Source organism: Arsenophonus sp. PmNCSU2021_1, assembly GCF_036919435.1.
GTDB lineage: Bacteria > Pseudomonadota > Gammaproteobacteria > Enterobacterales > Enterobacteriaceae > Arsenophonus > Arsenophonus nilaparvatae.
Genome location: NZ_JAZHPL010000011.1, coordinates 579,451 through 595,852, shown reverse-complemented (window position 1 = coordinate 595,852; position 16,402 = coordinate 579,451). Strand labels below are relative to the sequence as shown.

Sequence of the window (16,402 nt, the reverse complement as noted above, 5' to 3'; positions counted from 1 at the left end):
ATCTCATAAATTGAAAATAACTTATTGTAATTTAAGTAAATTTATACGTCTTAGCAAGTTACAGATTAATTATTGTTCTGAAGCCATTTCTAGAATTTTATATGCCCGTGCGAAACTCGTGTTAAACAGTGCTTGACCAGCATTACCCTGTAAATCATAACCGCCCTGCTGAACCTGATTGACACTTTCAGCCAACACCAAACCCAGATGGTTAATTTTTTGTCGGTTAGGTTGTAGTACCTCATCACGCACGGCTAATGCACCGGCTAATTGACCGCCAGTGACAGAAGCATAATCAATTTCACGGCGGATGGTCATGCCATCATCATAACCTAGTGTGATATGGTTAGGATCAGCGGCTGATGACTGCGCGAAGATCTTATTCGCTTTGCTGCCGTTGACCAGTGATAAGCCATTGGTAAGGTTAATATTGATAGTCTCACCATGGGCAACAACATTAATGCCAACCACTGCTGACAGTTCGCGTGCCAGCTGATCACGCCTATCTAATATCTCATTCGGTACATTGCTCTGCAGGCCTTTGACTTTTGTGATCTCACCATTCAAATTGGCCACTTGTTGCGCCAACTGTGAAACTTTATCCGCTATCATACCAATATTGCCATTTAACTGCCGTTCCATGGCATTAAATTGCTGCTCAACCGATTTAAACCGATTAACTAAAGCTTGAGATTTGTTAACCACGACATTTCTCAACGGCTCAGAAGCAGCATCCGTTGACAACATTTGCAAACTACTAAAGAATTCAGTCACCGATGAAGCTAAATCGGTATCAGAAGCCGACATTAATTTATCCAATTGCAATGCATAGTCAGCATAAACTTTTAACTCAGACTGTTTTGTTAATGACTTGTTATAATTGGTATTGATAAATTCATCGTATTCACGTTGAATACCAGCCACTTTTACTCCATTCACATTGTTTGTACTGCTGCCATCCGTTGCTAAGGTAATGGTTTGACGGTGATAACCCTCTACTTTAGCATTGGCTATGTTACTACTAATTGTTGCCAACGCAGTTTGCGCTGTTTTTAAGCCGCTCATTGCGGTATTCATTAAACTGCCAGACATAGTCAGTCTCCTAACAAATTCTAATACTGCCAGCTAACCGACAGTGAGATAATGGTTTTAACCAATAAAATATCGGCTTCGAAAGACGAAACTTAAGTAGTGAGCATCAAAAAAGATCGCTTAAATCATGCTGATAGAGTTGCTTTGCTTGTTGAGTGGTAGTTTTTAACTGTTGAATAAGTTGGATCAGTTTTGCGCATAGCTCGGATCAGTAGCATAACCCGCTGCTTGTAACGCAATTGTTGCCTGTTCTGGTGTGTTGGCAACCGCGACTTTAGCGTAACGTTGGTTTTGCATCAGCAAATTAACATAATCGGTAACCGCCTCAAAATAAGAAGGATAAACCCGAAAATCATCGCGTATTTTGACTGCCTGGCCATCAATATATTCAGTAGTGACGATATTGGTCACCTTACCACGCCAATTTTTACCGGCTTTAATAGCAAATAAATTATGACTAGGGGTTCCTTCAGCGGTCATAATTTGACGTTGTCCCCAGCCGGATTCTAAGGCCGCTTGGGCAATAATCAGTAAATCACGAGTTTCGCACGGGCATATAAAATTCTAGAAATGGCTTCAGAACAATAATTAATCTGTAACTTGCTAAGACGTATAAATTTACTTAAATTACAATAAGTTATTTTTAATTTATGAGATTTTTTCTATTTATATATTATGCTGAATTAAACTTAAAAATAGAGCGTTTTTTTATTGGTGCGAAACTCGTGTAAATGTGGAATACCACTATTTTCACTGGCTATTCTGGCTGGTATAAACAACTTAGCCAGGAAATCGGCACTGTTTTCTGATAGATATTTTAAGGCTCCCGTTGCTTCTTCCGGTAAAAAACGGCGAAATGTACTAACTATCTGTTCCGGTAGATGGTGGTTAAGTGACGGCGCAGACTGAACATCTTGCGGTTCACTATGCTGACGAGTTAACTGTTCAACCATAATATCAGCAAAACCTAAGCTTTTGTGCGACAGATCTTGGGCTAATTGCTGATCATAAAGGGAGGTATAAAGATGACTTTGTTGGTTACTGAACAAACCTTCTTGTGGTAAAGCCGCCCGCATGCTTTTTAGCATCATCTGGACAAAAACACTTTCTAATTGCTCAGCGACCTGACGCAGCCCCTGTTGAGGCTGCTGGCTAACTTGACTCTTCAAGGCATTCAATGATCTGGCGTCGTAGGCTGCTCCCGCCAGTGTTGCAAGATCTTGCATTAAATGATCTCCAACTTAGCGCGCAAACATCCCGCACTTTCCATCGCCTGCAAAATTGACATGAGATCCATTGGTGTAGCACCTAGTACATTTAACGCGCGGATCACTTCATTTAAATTGGCACTGGCATTCACTTTATGTAGCCCATCATTTTTTTCATTCAGGGCGATATCGGTGTTACGGGTCACTACCGTCTTACCACCGGCAAAAAGGGTGTCAGGCTGACTGACGTTAATTTGTCTATCCACCGTAATCGAAAGCCCACCTTGAGAAATGGCACAATTATCTAACATCACACTACGACACGAGTTTCGCACAGGCCTATAAAATTCTAGAAATGGCTTAAAAGTAATGATTAATCTGCAAGTTACTGAAATGCATAAATTCACTTAATTTACAATAAGTTATGTTTAATTTATAAGGTTTTATCTATTTACATATTATGCTGAATTAAACTTAAAAATAGAGCGTTTTTTTATTGGTGCGAAACTCGTGTACGATTCATCACCACCGAACCGGTACGCGCATTTAAAATAATTTTGGCATCAATCGGTACTGATTTTATAGATAAATTCTGAATTTGCGCTAAAAAACGTACTTGTTCACTCTGTATAGCTGGTAATCTGAGTTGAACTGTCCGGGCATCCAATAGCGTTGCAGTACCAAAACCTTTGATACGATTAACTGCATCAGAAATCGTCTGCGCCAGTGAAAAATTTTCTTCATTCAACTGTAAATTAAGGATGTTGGTTTTACCAAATTGGCTGGCCAGTTCACGTTCGATTACCGCTCCCCCACTAATGCGTCCACCCGCTAATTGGTTAACCTTGACACTACTGCCCCCGGGACTGGCGCCGGCGCCACCCACAATGATGTTACCTTGGGCAACGGCATACACCTGATTATCGGCGCCTTTTAACGGGGTCATCAAAAGAGTACCGCCGCGCAAACTCTTAGCATTACCCAATGAAGAAACCACCACATCAATGGTTTGTCCAGCACGGCCAAAAGGCGGTAATTTGGCGGTGATCATCACCGCCGCCACATTTTTCAACTGCATGTTGGTACCCGCTGGCACCGTGATCCCCAATTGAGACAGCATATTATTCATACTTTGGGTAGTAAACGGGGTTTGCATAGTTTGATCCCCCGTTCCATCCAGGCCGACTACTAAACCGTAGCCGATCAACGCATTTTCCCGCACGCCTTCAATACTGGTTAGATCACGAATACGTTCTGCTGATACCATGCTCGAACATAACAATAACATTGGCAATGGTAACCAAAATAGTAACTTAGCTAATAATGAATCAACCATAAGCTCCCTCTGTTTAGAATGGCGAAATATTTAACAATATTCGCTGTAACCAGCCCATATTTTGCGCTTCGTTAATATAACCATCACCGACATATTCAATACGAGCATCAGCAACCTGGGTTGAATTGACGCTATTGCTACCACTAATGGTTCTTGGATTGACCACGCCCGAGAAACGGATATATTCTGTGCCCTGATTAATAGCGATCTGTTTTTCACCGACAACCTGCAAATTACCGTTAGCCAATAATTTAGTGACGGTCACGGTTATGGTTCCTTTGAAGGTATTATTGGCATTGGCGCCACCTTTGCCGCTAAACTCATTTTCGCCTTCCATATCAAACTGTAATTTATCAACGCCGACTAATTTATTTAACACCTTCGGTGTAGCGCCAGCAGAAAAACCACTTTTCCCTTTACGACTGGCATTAGCAGAAGAATTTTTACTGGCACTGACATTTTCTTGTAAGATGATAGTCAATGTATCACCAACATGGCGGGGACGCCGATCTTCAAATAACGGTTGATAGGCATAATTAACCGGTTGACTAGCTTGATAAATCGAACCGGTTACTTTGGCACCTGGCATCGCTGCAGGCTCAACCGTTGTTGGGCCTGCAACCAATGGCTTTTTCGGTACGTACGCACACCCTGACATTACCAATGCCGAGCCAATAACCGCCAACCACCATCGGCTATTTCCTGTCTTGCGAGTTGCGGTAAAAATAAGCGGTAGCAAATTGGCCATGCTCTTTTTATTCATGTTAAAAACTCTTTATGATCAACCATCACAGTCTATTGCTAGAGTGATGGCAGGATGAATTAAACACGAGTTTCGCACGGGCATATAAAATTCTAGAAATGGCTTCAGAACAATACACGAGTTTCGCACAAAACTAATTTGGGTACGCTAATAAAACACGGATTTGCTCAGTAATAGCACTTTTGATTACGTCCCAATTTTGTTGATAAAGGGTTATTTTTTCAGATATACGACGTTTATGTTGTTCAAACCACGCAGAAATAGCGAGAAAAATATGATTTCTTTGCGCTCGGCTCGTGTGAGCCTGACAGCGTTCAATACCACAGTTTTGTTTAACTTCTCGATGATAAACTTCAACAGACCAACGGGCATCCATGATAGATTTGAGGTATTGACGGGTGGGATTCTCTTTGTTTGTTACTATGTAATCAATACGGCCGTTTTTGGCTGTAAATTTGAAAACGGTTACCCAACCATATCCTCGCAAGTGTATTGACGTTCCTTCTTCTGAGATGTCTAACTTGTTCAGTTGTTTGTTATGGTTAACAATCCTATTTTTCCTCAGCGTGGTTACCCAGATCCAACCATGAGAGCGAATTGATTTCAGGTTATCCAGGCTAGAATACCAAGCATCCATCACTACGGCTTCTGGCATGATCCCTCTTTTTTTAGCAAGAGTGAGCATTTCGGAAAAGTGCGTGTTTTTTGTTTTTCCATCAGAATCTTCATCATAAATAAGATAATTGATAGGAATTGATTCAACCTTCGTCAGATCATGCCAAAGCAAATTAACTAAACCTATGCCAGCAATAACATCATGTTCATTACCTGAATATTGATAATGGACCATCACTATTTTTTACTACGTGTTTTGGCAATCAATGTATCATCGGCAATTAGTACGCAAGGGCTTTTTTTGTCTATAGAAGGTTCAACTAATCGCCATAGGTCTTTAGGTCTAAAACATCTACTTTTTAGCCATCGGCTAACAGTGTCATGAGATAAAGGCGATGGGCTTACTTCTGATAACGCTAAACCAGAGTATCTTAAACTGCTTACTTGTAAGAATGTTTTATAGATATCTTTAATACATGGATAACCCGACAAAATATGAACACCCTGATTTTTTCTTGTTTTTAAATTTATACTTCTTTTTTGGAGATTGCGAAACTCGTGCATGAGAGCGAATTGATTTCAGGTTATCCAGGCTAGAATACCAAGCATCCATCACTACGGCTTCTGGCATGATCCCTCTTTTTTTAGCAAGAGTGAGCATTTCGGAAAAGTGCGTGTTTTTTGTTTTTCCATCAGAATCTTTATCATAAATACGATAATTGATAGGAATTGATTCAACCTTCGTCAGATCATGCCAAAACAAATTAACTAAACCTATGCCAGCAATAACATCATGTTCATTACCTGAATATTGATAATGGACCATCACTATTTTTTTACTACGTGTTTTGGCAATCAATGTATCATCGGCAATTAATACGCAAGGGCTTTTTTTGTCTATAGAAGGTTCAACTAATCGCCATAGGTCTTTAGGTCTAAAACATCTACTTTTTAGCCATCGGCTAACAGTGTCATAAGATAAAGGCGATGGGCTTACTTCTGATAACGCTAAACCAGAGTATCTTAAACTGCTTACTTGTAAGAATGTTTTATAGATATCTTTAATACATGGATAACCCGACAAAATATGAACACCCTGATTTTTTCTTGTTTTTAAATTTATACTTCTTTTTTGGAGATTGCGAAACTCGTGCAATAATTAATCTGTAACTTGCTAAGACGTATAAATTTACTTAAATTACAATAAGTTATTTTTAATTTATGAGATTTTTTCTATTTATATATTATGCTGAATTAAACTTAAAAATAGAGCGTTTTTTTATTGGTGCGAAACTCGTGACAAATACAAATACAAATACAAATACAAATACAAATACAAATGAAAAAAACATAAATACGACATTTATCATTGTAAACTATTTTTTGTAAATTTTATTTACGTTGAGAATGAATAATAATTATCTTACTTATGAACATCAGTGACTCATAATGAATTTAAAAATAATTTATACAATTCAATATGTTATCTAAGTAAAAAATCTGATTTAATAAATTTTTAGGCCAAAAATAACATTGAAAATATTTTCATATAAAAAATTACTTATTTTACGATAAAAAATATATTATTCTTGATATAAAAATGTTTTATAAAATAAAGATATTCTTAATAGAGATATTTTTATTTAAAATTTAGAATATATAATACAAATAATAAAAGAAATATTTTTAAAAATATAATATAAAAATAATAATTTTTTAGTAAATAATACCTGGTCTTATAGGCTTATAAAGCATATTTAGTTATAAATTATTTATTAAAACAATTATCAATTTAATCAGCTTTAAAAACACTTTACCTATGGCAAAGATATTCAGTGCAGAAATAATAATTCACTAGGTTAGGAAGATGTTAATTTATATTTAGTCACTCTCTTTTGGTATCACATAAATACCTGCAACTGCCGTATTCTCATTAAAAAACCAAATACCAGTAGGATATTCAGGCAACTCAATTAAATACATTACTCCCTCATTAAAAGGCTCTATTAATCGAATAATACCTTCTCGCATCTGCTAGCCATCAGTCTTTACTAAAACGCTATCATTGATTTTCATCGGTTATGCCAAAAAATTGAATGTTGTACCAAAAAATTTTACTACAAAATAATAAAGAAGCCTGCCGCTTGCACGACAGGCTTCAAGAAATCCATTTATTTAATTAATCTTAAAGAGCAGTTACATTCGCTGCAGCTGGGCCTTTCGAACCATCTTCAATAGTAAATTCTACATTTTGCCCTTCAGCCAGGGTTTTGAATCCATTTCCTTGAATGGCAGAGAAGTGAACGAATACATCTTTGCTACCATCAGAAGGAGTGATGAAACCAAAGCCTTTAGATTCGTTAAACCACTTCACTTGACCCTTCATTTTGTCAGACATGTGCCTTTTCCTATATAACTAATAAACATTGCCGCTTTCGGCAGGTATACAAAAGCCTACATCACTATTTAATTCATGGAAGCACTCAGCAATAAACGGTCGAAAGGCTATCAAGGATAACGCTACTCATAACACATTAACTTAAATGTCGTAAATAAAATAGATCTGTTTATTAGGCTTCCTCCCATTAACGCACGAGTAGTTAATAATATCAATAGTTTTATGCTTTTGTTTAAGAAAAAAATCGAATTTTTTCAAGAATATTCTTCGTTAACCCAATAAATTAATAAAAAAATCAAAATGATCTAAATAAATCCATAAATATAAATTTTTTTTCTGTTTGGGACGATTCCTAATCAATAGAAATTTTGTTTAAAATAAAAGAAAAAAAGATATGTCCATAACTCAAGCAATTTAATATACTAGTCTCAGGGTTTAGATTCATCTATAAATCTAATCAATTAAGGTAAATATCATGGATATGATAAAAGTAATCCTGAATGAAAATCTCTGCCAAATAAATAAACAGCAAAACCGTAATAATAGGCCTTATCTAAATTGGCAGTTTATTACTGCCCATCCATACCTATGTATAGGAATGGTCATGACTTACTTGCTAACAGCGATTCTAATCTATCATACCTCGTACTTTGGTTTGTACTGGACAATCGGTTTTACACTTTTTTTTCTTTTGCTCGCCGCTGCATTACTGTTTGATATCAAACCAACATACCGCTTTAAGGATATTGGGATACTGGATTTACGTGTATGTTACAATGGTGAATGGTTTGTTACTGAAAAAGTATCAGATGCTGCGATTAATAAAATACTTGCTGAGCCAACTATCAACAATGCAATCAAAACAGAGTTAAAACGTCTTATCAAGCAAAAAAACAAAATAACATTTTATGATATATGTCTACTTGCATACCCGCCTAATTCAATAAAAAATCGCTCATAATTCATATAATATCAGATAAATAGTTTATTTTTGATACAATGTGATTACAGTATAAACAAACAGTAAAGATATTATATTTTTAACATTGACAGTGGAGCAGGACATCGTTAGTATGAAGCCAGCTTTTTTAGCTTGCTTAATTCCTCCATAGTTCAGTCGGTAGAACGGCGGGCCGCTAATCCGTATGTCACTGGTTCTAGTCCAGTTGGAGGAGCAAAATACTTAAAGCCCGCAACCTTGCGTGCCTTTACTTTTTAGTTAACATACCATAATTATACGCCGCCAAAATTTACTTGTTTTTCATCCAATTCTTTTAGCTAATACAAAATACACCTCTCAATTTGGTCAATTTTTTAAACTTCTACAACATAAGACTCGGATTTTTAAATCTAAAATCTTGGTTCTTGATTACCTTATGACCAAACAGTGATTATTTTCATTTTTACACTTTACAACTAAGATAAGCCCCGCTATTATTCCGCTCGTTGTGAAGCGCACAGCCAATTCCTCCATAGTTCAGTTGGTAGAACGGCGGACTGTTAATCCGTATGTCACTGGTTCGAGCCCAGTTGGAGGAGCCAGGTTCTTAAGAAAACCTGCCTAACTGGCAGGTTTTTTGCTTTCATAAGCAAATTAGATAGATTAAAAATCAACCGTTATCCTTACTAGAACTCAACCTCTCGCTAGCCAACATATTGTTATATTCAAAACTCAGCACTGCTGATTAATATAACTCCTTTCGGTCTTTGACAAATTGACTTTCTATCGATAACATTCAGTGCTCATCTAATGTTATTCCTCCATAGTTCAGTCGGTAGAACGGCGGACTGTTAATCCGTATGTCACTGGTTCGAGTCCAGTTGGAGGAGCCAAACAATCTTAGCTTATACTTTTGTTATTACTTTTATAACTTATTAGTTTGATACAGGTTAATCTGCTATTTAATATAGCTATTTTGCTTTTTTCACTTTATCATCTCTAGTTAACATACTCACAACTCATCTTTTTCATTATCTACTTTTAAGATGGAGTCAATTTAATGACCCAAATCACGACAACTATTAAAATTCGCCGCCCAGGCGACTGGCATGTTCATTTTAGAGATGATGATATATTAAAACTTGTTGTGCCTTATACTAGCCGATTTTTTGGTCGAGCTATTGTTATGCCAAACTTGGTACCACCAATTACTGATATTGATCAAGCAAAATCTTATCGAGAAAGGATCCTTAACGCGACCCCTGCAGAACATTCATTTACACCATTAATGACCTGCTACCTAACCGATTCCACTGACGCCCAAATAGTAGAAGAAGGCTTCAATCAGGGGATATTTACTGCCTGTAAACTTTACCCAGCCAACGCAACGACTAACTCTAAATATGGGGTATCAAAGATAGCCAATATTTATCCCGTTTTTGCCAAAATGGAAAAAATAGGTATGCCACTATTAGTTCACGGTGAAGTCACAAACAGTGATATTGATATTTTTGATCGCGAAGCCTATTTTATTGATCAAACGATGGAGCCTATTAGAAAAGCTTTCCCCAGCCTAAAAATTGTGTTTGAACACATTACCACTAAAGAAGCCGTTCAATATGTACTGGCTGGTAATGAAAAGCTGGCTGCGACCATCACACCACAACATTTAATGTTTAACAGAAATCATATGTTAGTTGGTGGCATCAAACCTCATTTATATTGTCTACCTGTTCTAAAGCGCAACATCCATCAAAAAGCATTACGTGAAGCAATAACAACAGGTTGTCAACGCTTTTTCCTTGGCACAGATACTGCACCCCATACACAAAATAGAAAAGAGTCTGCCTGTGGTTGTGCCGGTGTTTTTAATGCACCTACGGCCCTTGCAGCTTATGCTACCGTTTTTGATGAAATGAATGCGATGGAAAACTTTGAAGCGTTTTGTTCATTAAACGGCGCTAAATTTTATGGCTTACCTGTTAATGAAGGGTTTATTGAACTTAAACGTAAAAAAGTAATTATCCCTGACAAAATTTCCCAAGGTGAAAATCATTTAATTCCTTTTTTAGCAAATGAAGATGCTAATTGGGAAATCAATGTACTATAATTCTCTACTATAAAGTTACCATGGCAATGGTTGATTATTAATTTATCAACCACAGCCATCCTTTATCATATGATTTGTGCTTAAAAAACAGCTATTTCATTAAAAATAACACTATTATCGAGGTTTATTTTATTAACAATATATTATTTATAATCAATATAAGATCATACATTAGTTAATCTGTTTAGCAAAAAAATTCTATAAAATAAACAATAAAACTAATAAAAATCCAGAAAGATAATGAATATGCTTTCTGAAAAGCGTTACTTCAATATATGATCTTTAATAAGTTATACCAACTGCTAAAAAGAAAGACCATATTAAATTGCAGCATATCATCCTCATCAACGGAAAAACGTATAGTAACCCCCTCTTGAAGCAAACCAATGTTAAGTAGTGAATGGCGGTTAAATATACAATTATAGTTTTAGCTTTGCTAAAAAAGTGTCACAATAGATAATATTAATACTGACTAAACAAAACGCAGATGATAAAAGTAACTCCTTTTAAAATTTCATATTTACATCCCCAATATTGGCTAACATGGTTAGGAATTGGGCTCCTTTATTTACTGGTTTTACTGCCTTATCCTGTTATCTATTGGCTAGGAACTCGCCTTGGACGGTTAGCCAAATATTTTCTAAAAAAACGCCTACAAATTGCAGAGCGTAATTTAGAACTCTGCTTTCCGGCTATGAGTGCTCAGCAACGTCAGCAAATGATCGATAAAAATTTTGAGTCGGTAGGTATGGGATTATTTGAGACAGGTATGGCCTGGTTCTGGTCTGATAAACGAACACAACACTGGTTTACGATTAAAGGGCAGAATAATATTGAAAAAACTCAGCAGACAGGGCAAGGGATCATCGTAGTGGGAATTCATTTTCTAACGCTCGAATTAGGCGCTCGTATCTTTGGTATCTTAAATCCTGGTATTGGTGTTTATCGTCCAAACGACAATCCAGTAATGGATTGGTTGCAAACCCGAGGACGGTTGCGCTCTAATAAATTTATGCTTGATCGCAAAGATATAAAGGGCATGATACGCAGCCTAAAGCACGGAGAAATTTTGTGGTATGCGCCAGATCACGATTATGGCCCAAGAAAAAGTGTTTTTGTGCCTTTTTTCGCTGTCAAACATACCGCTACCACTATTGGTACCCATATTCTGGCAAAACTTGCCGATCCAGCCATAATACCTTTTACCCCCAGGCGATTAGCTAACGCAAAAGGTTATGAATTGCTTATCCAACCGGCAATAACCCACTTGCCACAGCAGGATGAAATTTCTACTGCAGCTTTTATGAATAAATTGATTGAGAAACAGATTATGCAAGCGCCCGAGCAATATATGTGGCTACATCGTCGATTTAAAACTAGACCCAAAGATATGCCATCGCTTTATGGTGAGCTTGATAACATACACGATTAATAAAGCTACCAGTGACTGTGTTATCTGACCAGTCACTAGGCTTATCCAGACAATTTTTTGCTAATCCACTATCATTAAATTAACTATTGATTAAATGCTAAAATATCACCCTAATATGTGATTAAATGATGGCTTTATCATTTTTTTTACTTCAAATTAAATTTATTATAAACAATATAATAACAATCAGAAAATGAACATTTATCTTATTGATTTACATGATTTTTAAATTTAATAATAATTAAATTTAAAAATTTATATTAACTATATTTTCTGTTTTTAATCTATCTAAGATAGGAAAAATAATATTTTTGTCGACTTTTTTATAAAAAATGGTTTAAATAAAAGTAAATATAGTTTTCTAATAATTAAACAGAAAATAATATTGCACGATATTGGATTAACAGCAATATTTGAACTGAAAAAGATAATATTTTATAACTTAAGGCTAATATTTTTTACTTTTATAATTTCACTGGTAGAGTATTGATGGGGAATATTTAGATGCAACGCACAGTAACAAAAACTAAAACCTTCTTTGGTCATCCCTATCCTCTAAGCTCTCTCTTCTTAACTGAGATGTGGGAACGTTTTTCATTTTACGGCGTGCGGCCACTGTTGATCCTCTTTATGAGTACAACCTTATTGCAAGGAGGAATGGGATTAACAATCGAGCAAGCATCAGCTATTGTTGGTATTTTTGCCGGTGGAGTTTATATTACCTCACTCCCTGGCGGATGGTTAGCTGATAACTGGCTTGGGCAGCGTAAAGCAGTTTGGTATGGATCACTAATTATTGCATTAGGCCATCTCTCCATCGCGTTTTCTGCAATTTGGGGTAATAGCCTATTTTTTATCGGATTATTATTTATTGTACTTGGAACGGGTTTATTTAAAACCTGTGTTACTGTTATAGTTGGCACTCTGTATAAAAAAGATGATACCCGCCGTGATGGAGGATTTTCACTGTTCTATATGGGAATTAACATGGGCTCATTTATTGCACCGTTAATTATTGGACCACTTTATGAAAAATATGGTTGGCATATCGGCTTTGGCCTTGGTGGAATTGGGATGCTGGTTGCTCTACTTATCTTCCGATTTTATGCCGTCCCCCAAATGCGTCTCTATAGTAAAGAAACAGGTATTGATGCTAGTTGGGAGCACCCAACCGTCAAGCGTAAAAACATTGGTAAATGGATCACATTTGTAATGGTATTATTGGCCGCTATCGTGATATTTATTGCGACCGATATCGTGCCATTTAATGCTACCATTGTGGCCAAAAGTTTTGCTTATATCATTGCCGCCTTTGTTAGCCTCTATTTTATTTATATGTTTTTCCTGGCAGGATTAAATCAAAATGAGCGGATGCGCTTATTAGTCTGCCTCATCCTACTTATTTCAGCGACATTTTTCTGGTCAGCTTTTGAGCAAAAACCGACCTCATTTAATATTTTTGCTCGTGACTATACTGATCGCCATCTTAATAATGGCTTTGAAATTCCAACTATTTGGTTTCAATCAATTAATGCTCTTTTCATAATCACTCTTGCCCCGCTATTCAGTTGGCTATGGCCAACAATGGCTAAGCGCAATATAAACCCGACTAGTACCACAAAATTTGTCATAGGTATCTTATTTGCTGCTGCTGGGTTTGCCGTTATGATGCTAGCCGCAAACATAGTTATCATGCATAATGTCAATGTTTCACCTATTTGGTTAATCAGCAGTATATTATTATTAACCTTAGGTGAATTATGTTTAAGTCCAATTGGACTAGCAACGATGACATTACTGGCGCCTAAAAAAATGCGCGGACAAGTCATGGGGCTTTGGTTCTGTGCTAGCGCGTTAGGTAATCTGGTTGCAGGAATTATGGGCGGAAATATCAATAAAGAACAGTTACAGTCTATGCCGACACTATTTTCCCACGTTTCTATTGCCCTAATAATTTGCGCTGCGGTATTGGCAATCTTAATTATTCCTATCAGAAAAATGCTACAAAACGCCGATCAACAAACAATTTAGGCTAAATAATGAATTTCTTCCCCTCAATCAAAAAATTAAGGGGAGCTATTAATAACGAATAAAAATCAAAATGTTGGCTATTTTCAGCATCAAAACTATAACTAGCCACTTAGAATAGCTATCAACCTAAAACTATATTACAGTAATAAACTAGGCTCAGACGACTCATTTGATATGACAAAAATAGCTATCATCTTTTTTGATAAATCGTATTAATTGATTCTAACTCTATTGACCAGCTTACAAGGCAATCACTATGACTATTGAATATGCAGTAATTAGTGGTGGATGTTTTTGGTGTACGGAAGCGATATTTGAACAGGTAATTGGTGTAAAATCGGTAGAAAGCGGATATACCGGTGGAACTGTAGAAAACCCCACTTATGAACAAGTTTGCTCCGGTAATACAGGACATGCAGAAGCTATTCGCATCGCTTTTGATCCACAACAAGTAAACTATAATGAGTTGCTAGCTATCCACTTCGCTACCCATGATCCAACTCAGTTAAACCGGCAAGGCAATGATATTGGTAGCCAATATCGTTCCGCTATTTTCTTCACCTCTACGCAACAAAAACAAGCCGCCGAAATAGCGATAAACAAGGCCCAACAAACCTATGCAGCACCGATAGTAACTACCTTAGAGCCTTTTAAAAAATGGTATCCAGCAGAAAAATATCATCAAAATTTTTGGCAGAATGAAGGTCAACAGAACAGTTATTGTTTAGCTATAATCCCTGCCAAATTACAAAAGCTACGCTCACTTTTTGCTAACAATTGCCGCTCACCATCGTAAGCAAACAGTGAACTTTTAACAAAAGAAATAATTAGCATGGTAATGGGGATTTTTGCTGCCATTTTAATATCGGCAATTGTTAATCTTTTATAAACGCTTATTAAAATAACTGCTATTTAATCACTATCGCCTACTAATTATTATCTTTTATATTCTAAGTGATAATTTCACGATTCAGCTATGTTTGTTACTTATACTGCGATGCAAGACTTTTAATTCGCCTAAAGTTGTGACTTGTTTTTTTATATCATAATAATTAACGTCATTATGATTCATTTTATCAATTAGTTTATTTAAATCTTTTTTATCAATATTTATTTTATCAGAATTAGAAACCACTTTATAAAGCTTAGTTATTGCCATTCTCATTGTATCCTTACCATTATCCCGAGTACTACGCCCATAATTTTCCATGTGAGGATTATCTGGTTGATAGTTAGCAGCGGCACTATTTTTTACACTAGCCAATTGATCCGATAATACGTTAGTGTGGCCAATATCACTAACTGTGGCATTCATAGAACTGTCACTTGATAATCGAATATAACCATGTTTATTACCAATACCGAAATTATTCATACCCTTTACCTAATAGAAATTAATTATTAATAAATATATGGAAGCGTAAAATTTATACTATTTCATATTAGGCTAAAACCAAAATCCGCTTAATAGAACATTTAGCCTTTATTAATTAGCTTCTTTTTTTAAACAGTATTGGCTCTTTCGACTAAATTAAAAATAAAGGTTCCTTCCTAATAAAACAGATACCCAATAAAATCAATAGCTGTTTACCATAAAACTGCTATCTGTTGCTTTGAACAAATTGAAGCAATCTTACTGTGACAGAACCAAAAAATTATTCTTTCACGAGTTTCGCACCAATAAAAAAACGCGCTATTTTTAAGTTTAATTCAGCATGATATATAAATAGACAAAACCTTATAAATTAAATACAAATTATTGTAATTTAATAAAATTTATGTGTTTTAGTAACTTGCAGATTAACCATTGCTTTTAAGCCATTTCTAGAACTTTATATGCCTGTGCGAAACTCGTGTCTTTAAAGGATATTTAAATGATCAACTGTAAATATACAATTCTCTGGCGCAATTTTTTCACAGGCATCATAAATAAGTCCAAAAGGCCCATCTTCTTTTTTCCATAGGTTACCTACAGTTTGGATGGTAAACTCTCTTTCATTTTCATTTTTATTCTTTAAAACAAACTTCATATCTAGGGTTTTATCATCACCAACTAAATAGGTACAATGCTGAAACTTGCTAGGAGCCGTCTGACTTTCCTGTATTGCAAGTGCCATTTCAAAAGATTGTAGCGCTGCTTTTTCTGTAATAATGCCTTGCAACACTCCACACCACTCTCCATTTATTCCATCTGCGCGGAAAACATCGCTAGCACCTGCAATTTTATTTAATGCCGGACAATTTTCAGTGGTCTGAGATGTTAGAGAAAAACTAATTAATGATACTGTTATTATCAGGGTTACTATTTTTTTCATGCCAAATGCTCCTTATTTATATATTTGTACAAATTACTATTTATATATTTAAGCAGATCATGATTTGTATACCAGAAATACATTAATACAAGATTATATTAACTAAGATATGATTTGATTAATTTACAGTAACAACTGCTTTACAAAATTTTCTGTGATATT

General features: G+C 35.8%; 13 protein-coding genes, 3 tRNA genes and 4 pseudogenes. 8 read left to right on the top strand and 12 right to left on the bottom strand.

From position 1 onward, the window contains the following. Positions 1-69: 69 nt before the first annotated feature. From flgK to cspE, 10 genes and pseudogenes are all read right to left on the bottom strand, one after another. Complete coding sequence (flgK, locus tag V3224_RS29300) at positions 70-1,092, bottom strand: flagellar hook-associated protein FlgK (RefSeq protein ID WP_334473845.1); 1,023 nt, start codon at positions 1,090-1,092, stop codon at positions 70-72. A gap of 106 nt (positions 1,093-1,198) precedes the next feature. After that, positions 1,199-1,623: pseudogene (locus V3224_RS29295) on the bottom strand (glucosaminidase domain-containing protein); the annotation flags it as partial. A 158-nt stretch (positions 1,624-1,781) separates the two neighbouring features. Then, positions 1,782-2,318 carry a rod-binding protein gene (locus V3224_RS29290; RefSeq protein ID WP_334473844.1) on the bottom strand — a complete coding sequence of 179 codons (537 nt, stop codon included), beginning with the start codon at positions 2,316-2,318 and terminating at the stop codon, positions 1,782-1,784. Beyond that, complete coding sequence (locus tag V3224_RS29285) at positions 2,318-2,635, bottom strand: flagellar basal body P-ring protein FlgI (RefSeq protein ID WP_442891172.1); 318 nt, start codon at positions 2,633-2,635, stop codon at positions 2,318-2,320. The genes V3224_RS29290 and V3224_RS29285 overlap by 1 nt, the downstream gene beginning before the upstream one ends. 179 nt (positions 2,636-2,814) lie before the next feature. Next, a pseudogene (locus V3224_RS29280) lies at positions 2,815-3,588 on the bottom strand (flagellar basal body P-ring protein FlgI); the annotation flags it as partial. Positions 3,589-3,649: 61 nt separating this feature from the next. Next, positions 3,650-4,294, bottom strand: coding sequence for a flagellar basal body L-ring protein FlgH (locus tag V3224_RS29275; RefSeq protein ID WP_334473931.1), 645 nt, complete (start codon positions 4,292-4,294; stop codon positions 3,650-3,652). Between the two features lie 238 nt (positions 4,295-4,532). Beyond that, positions 4,533-5,506: pseudogene (locus V3224_RS29270) on the bottom strand (IS701 family transposase). 16 nt (positions 5,507-5,522) lie between these two features. Beyond that, positions 5,523-6,098 (bottom strand): annotated as a pseudogene (locus tag V3224_RS29260) (transposase); the annotation flags it as partial. 797 nt (positions 6,099-6,895) lie between these two features. Further along, positions 6,896-7,045, bottom strand: coding sequence for a hypothetical protein (locus V3224_RS29255; RefSeq protein ID WP_334473838.1), 150 nt, complete (start codon positions 7,043-7,045; stop codon positions 6,896-6,898). Positions 7,046-7,199: 154 nt separating this feature from the next. Next, the gene (gene cspE, locus V3224_RS29250; protein WP_026823671.1) at positions 7,200-7,412 is read right to left on the bottom strand and encodes a transcription antiterminator/RNA stability regulator CspE; all 213 of its coding nucleotides are present in this window, start codon (positions 7,410-7,412) and stop codon (positions 7,200-7,202) included. Between the two features lie 475 nt (positions 7,413-7,887). Here cspE and V3224_RS29245 point away from each other — a divergent pair, with 475 nt between their 5' ends. From V3224_RS29245 to msrA, 8 genes are all read left to right on the top strand, one after another. Next, positions 7,888-8,373, top strand: coding sequence for a YlaC family protein (locus V3224_RS29245; protein ID WP_334473832.1), 486 nt, complete (start codon positions 7,888-7,890; stop codon positions 8,371-8,373). 141 nt (positions 8,374-8,514) lie between these two features. Further along, a tRNA-Ser gene (locus tag V3224_RS29240) sits at positions 8,515-8,587 on the top strand. A gap of 291 nt (positions 8,588-8,878) precedes the next feature. Next, positions 8,879-8,954, top strand: a tRNA-Asn gene (locus V3224_RS29235). Between the two features lie 215 nt (positions 8,955-9,169). Then, positions 9,170-9,245: transfer RNA gene (locus V3224_RS29230), tRNA-Asn, on the top strand. A gap of 167 nt (positions 9,246-9,412) precedes the next feature. Continuing rightward, a complete protein-coding gene (gene pyrC / locus V3224_RS29225) occupies positions 9,413-10,462 on the top strand; it encodes a dihydroorotase (RefSeq protein WP_334473830.1) in 1,050 nt (349 codons plus the stop codon). Between the two features lie 487 nt (positions 10,463-10,949). Beyond that, positions 10,950-11,894 carry a Kdo(2)-lipid IV(A) acyltransferase gene (locus V3224_RS29220; protein ID WP_334473829.1) on the top strand — a complete coding sequence of 315 codons (945 nt, stop codon included), beginning with the start codon at positions 10,950-10,952 and terminating at the stop codon, positions 11,892-11,894. A 504-nt stretch (positions 11,895-12,398) separates the two neighbouring features. Then, positions 12,399-13,925 carry a peptide MFS transporter gene (locus tag V3224_RS29215; RefSeq protein ID WP_334473827.1) on the top strand — a complete coding sequence of 509 codons (1,527 nt, stop codon included), beginning with the start codon at positions 12,399-12,401 and terminating at the stop codon, positions 13,923-13,925. Positions 13,926-14,181: 256 nt separating this feature from the next. Continuing rightward, positions 14,182-14,721, top strand: coding sequence for a peptide-methionine (S)-S-oxide reductase MsrA (msrA, locus tag V3224_RS29210; protein ID WP_334473825.1), 540 nt, complete (start codon positions 14,182-14,184; stop codon positions 14,719-14,721). A gap of 174 nt (positions 14,722-14,895) precedes the next feature. On the opposite strand, the gene V3224_RS29205 is transcribed toward msrA, so the two are convergent. Then, complete coding sequence (locus tag V3224_RS29205) at positions 14,896-15,300, bottom strand: hypothetical protein (RefSeq protein WP_334473823.1); 405 nt, start codon at positions 15,298-15,300, stop codon at positions 14,896-14,898. Between the two features lie 484 nt (positions 15,301-15,784). Next, positions 15,785-16,240, bottom strand: coding sequence for a DUF3757 domain-containing protein (locus V3224_RS29200; protein WP_334473821.1), 456 nt, complete (start codon positions 16,238-16,240; stop codon positions 15,785-15,787). Between the last annotated feature and the right edge of the window lie 162 nt (positions 16,241-16,402).

Coding starts and splice junctions, on each gene's coding strand:
- flgK (WP_334473845.1), bottom strand. CDS start 1,092: ATGTCTGGCAGTTTAATGAATACCGCAATGAGCGGCTTAAAAACAGCG.
- V3224_RS29290 (WP_334473844.1), bottom strand. CDS start 2,318: ATGCAAGATCTTGCAACACTGGCGGGAGCAGCCTACGACGCCAGATCA.
- V3224_RS29275 (WP_334473931.1), bottom strand. CDS start 4,294: ATGTCAGGGTGTGCGTACGTACCGAAAAAGCCATTGGTTGCAGGCCCA.
- V3224_RS29255 (WP_334473838.1), bottom strand. CDS start 7,045: ATGCGAGAAGGTATTATTCGATTAATAGAGCCTTTTAATGAGGGAGTA.
- cspE (WP_026823671.1), bottom strand. CDS start 7,412: ATGTCTGACAAAATGAAGGGTCAAGTGAAGTGGTTTAACGAATCTAAA.
- V3224_RS29245 (WP_334473832.1), top strand. CDS start 7,888: ATGGATATGATAAAAGTAATCCTGAATGAAAATCTCTGCCAAATAAAT.
- pyrC (WP_334473830.1), top strand. CDS start 9,413: ATGACCCAAATCACGACAACTATTAAAATTCGCCGCCCAGGCGACTGG.
- V3224_RS29220 (WP_334473829.1), top strand. CDS start 10,950: ATGATAAAAGTAACTCCTTTTAAAATTTCATATTTACATCCCCAATAT.
- V3224_RS29215 (WP_334473827.1), top strand. CDS start 12,399: ATGCAACGCACAGTAACAAAAACTAAAACCTTCTTTGGTCATCCCTAT.
- msrA (WP_334473825.1), top strand. CDS start 14,182: ATGACTATTGAATATGCAGTAATTAGTGGTGGATGTTTTTGGTGTACG.
- V3224_RS29205 (WP_334473823.1), bottom strand. CDS start 15,300: ATGAATAATTTCGGTATTGGTAATAAACATGGTTATATTCGATTATCA.
- V3224_RS29200 (WP_334473821.1), bottom strand. CDS start 16,240: ATGAAAAAAATAGTAACCCTGATAATAACAGTATCATTAATTAGTTTT.